The 1,776-nt window shown below is 41.6% G+C and carries 4 protein-coding genes and 1 pseudogene; all 5 read left to right on the top strand.

What is annotated here, in order from left to right; genetic code table 11:
- Positions 1-25 precede the first annotated feature (25 nt).
- Positions 26-172: a universal stress protein gene (locus tag AC6F75_RS06710; protein WP_500714185.1), complete on the top strand. Its 147-nt coding sequence runs from the start codon at positions 26-28 to the stop codon at positions 170-172.
- A gap of 61 nt (positions 173-233) precedes the next feature.
- Positions 234-692, top strand: a complete 459-nt coding sequence (locus tag AC6F75_RS06705; protein ID WP_500714184.1) for a hemerythrin domain-containing protein — start codon at positions 234-236, stop codon at positions 690-692.
- Between the two features lie 39 nt (positions 693-731).
- Complete coding sequence (locus AC6F75_RS06700; RefSeq protein ID WP_500714183.1) at positions 732-1,040, top strand: phosphoribosylpyrophosphate synthetase; 309 nt, start codon at positions 732-734, stop codon at positions 1,038-1,040.
- 15 nt (positions 1,041-1,055) lie between these two features.
- On the top strand, positions 1,056-1,349 hold the full coding sequence (locus AC6F75_RS06695; RefSeq protein ID WP_500714182.1) for a hypothetical protein: 294 nt from the start codon (positions 1,056-1,058) through the stop codon (positions 1,347-1,349).
- Positions 1,346-1,776 (top strand): annotated as a pseudogene (locus AC6F75_RS06690) (hypothetical protein); the annotation flags it as partial. The gene AC6F75_RS06695 and the pseudogene AC6F75_RS06690, both read left to right, overlap by 4 nt.

The following is a 1,776-nucleotide window of genomic DNA, read 5'->3' as shown; positions in this document are numbered from 1 at the left end:
CAACGACTATTCAGTTACCGATGGAATCCTGAATGCAGCCGATATGCTGGATGCAGATATGGTTGCCATTCCCACCCACGGAAGAAAAGGAATCAACAAGCTGCTCGCCGGCAGTGTGGGCGAAGACCTGGCAAACACCTCACACATCCCGGTCTTGACCGTAAAAATTTAAACCATAACAAAACGGTGAAGCTTTAAACAACTTCGCCGTTTTTTTTCTCATTTCGTTAAGAATGAACAAACCCATAAAAAGACACCAAGCCCTGCAACCCTGGAGCCGAGATCACCACCACGGTCTACTGCTCAGCTGGAAAATCAAAAAAGGGTTTTCACTGGGGATTGACCCCATACGTATAAAAAAATATACCGACTGGTTTTGGAACTCCCAATTGAAAATCCATTTTAAAACCGAAGAGGAGTTTATTTTTCCCATCCTTGGAAATGAAAATACTATGGTACAACAAGCCTTGGAAGAACATCAAAAACTTAAAACACTTTTTGAAAGTCAGGAAGATGTTTCACTTATCCTTTCTGAAATTGAACGACTAATCAATGACCACATTCGTTTTGAAGAACGCATCTTGTTCAATGCCATTCAGGAAGTAGCAACCGAAAAGGAACTTGAACTGCTGAAGTCAATTCATGAAGAACATGTTGGTTGCGAAGTGTGGGAAGATGAATTCTGGAAATAAATGTGTACTTTTATAGGTGCGTAAAAATGAACATTTAATATGTCAGTTCCAAAGTCATACGATACCGTGACAGAAGCCATGGAAGATTTGAAAAAGAGGGGGTATACGGCCAATTTTTCAAGTGATGCCGATAAAAATTGTTTGATTTGCAATGCACCGGTTGTTGAATTAACCCCTGACGCATTTGTAATTGATGAACTCTACAGGTTTGAAGGCATGACAGACCCCGGCGATGAAATGATTGTCATGGCCATTTCTTCAAAAAAACACAACATCAAAGGATTGGTTGTAAACGCATTTGGCATGTATGCCGACACCCTGAAAGCTAAAATCACTCAAAAACTTTAATCAAAACCCGTTGTTATGGATCTTGCAGAATCAATCCTTAACTTTTTCAAACAACCGGAAGAGGAGACCAAAGACAAAGCCCCTGAAGGAATTTGTGCAATGTGCTGGGGCTATCAGGGATATGACGGAAAAATAAGAACCCTGTTTAAAGACAAACAAATTGATGTGAACAATCACAAGGACAGCTATATGCTGGTTCAGGAGTTTGTAAAAAAGAACATCGATGGAATACGGCTAAAGGGTGATGTAGTGGAGCCCTGCCCGTATTGTGGCTCAGAAAGTGATGACAATCAAGCCAAAACTACGTGAGACTGCCCCTTAACAAACACATCAGACTTGCGGTGTTCTACTTTTTACTGGCTGCATTGCTGGGCGCAATCTTACGCCTGTTTGTTCAAATTGACTTCCCTGCTGAATACCGTTTTCTGGTTCATACCCACTCTCACATTGCCTTGCTGGGCTGGGTGTATGTGGCACTTACAACACTCCTTTATAAATTTTACCTTGCTCCGGCAGGGGTTTCAAAATCCTACCGGAGTATATTTATTTTTACACAATTCACACTGGCAGGAATGCTGGTGACTTTCCCCATCCAGGGATACGCCTTGTTTTCCATCATTTTCTCGACCTTGTTTTTGTTGGCGTCCTACTTTTTTGCCGGATTGTTCTTAAAAAAGGCATTGCCGGAACTGCACAAACGCTTTTCATATAAGCTTTCCAAATGGGCAGTCATTTA

Source organism: Planktosalinus sp., from assembly GCF_059864935.1.
This window is presented reverse-complemented; position numbering and strand designations above follow the sequence as displayed.

What these genes read in the sequence shown, in the direction of transcription:
- AC6F75_RS06705 (WP_500714184.1), top strand. Translation starts at nt 234, where the DNA reads ATGAACAAACCCATAAAAAGACACCAAGCCCTGCAACCCTGGAGCCGA.
- AC6F75_RS06700 (WP_500714183.1), top strand. Translation starts at nt 732, where the DNA reads ATGTCAGTTCCAAAGTCATACGATACCGTGACAGAAGCCATGGAAGAT.
- AC6F75_RS06695 (WP_500714182.1), top strand. Translation starts at nt 1,056, where the DNA reads ATGGATCTTGCAGAATCAATCCTTAACTTTTTCAAACAACCGGAAGAG.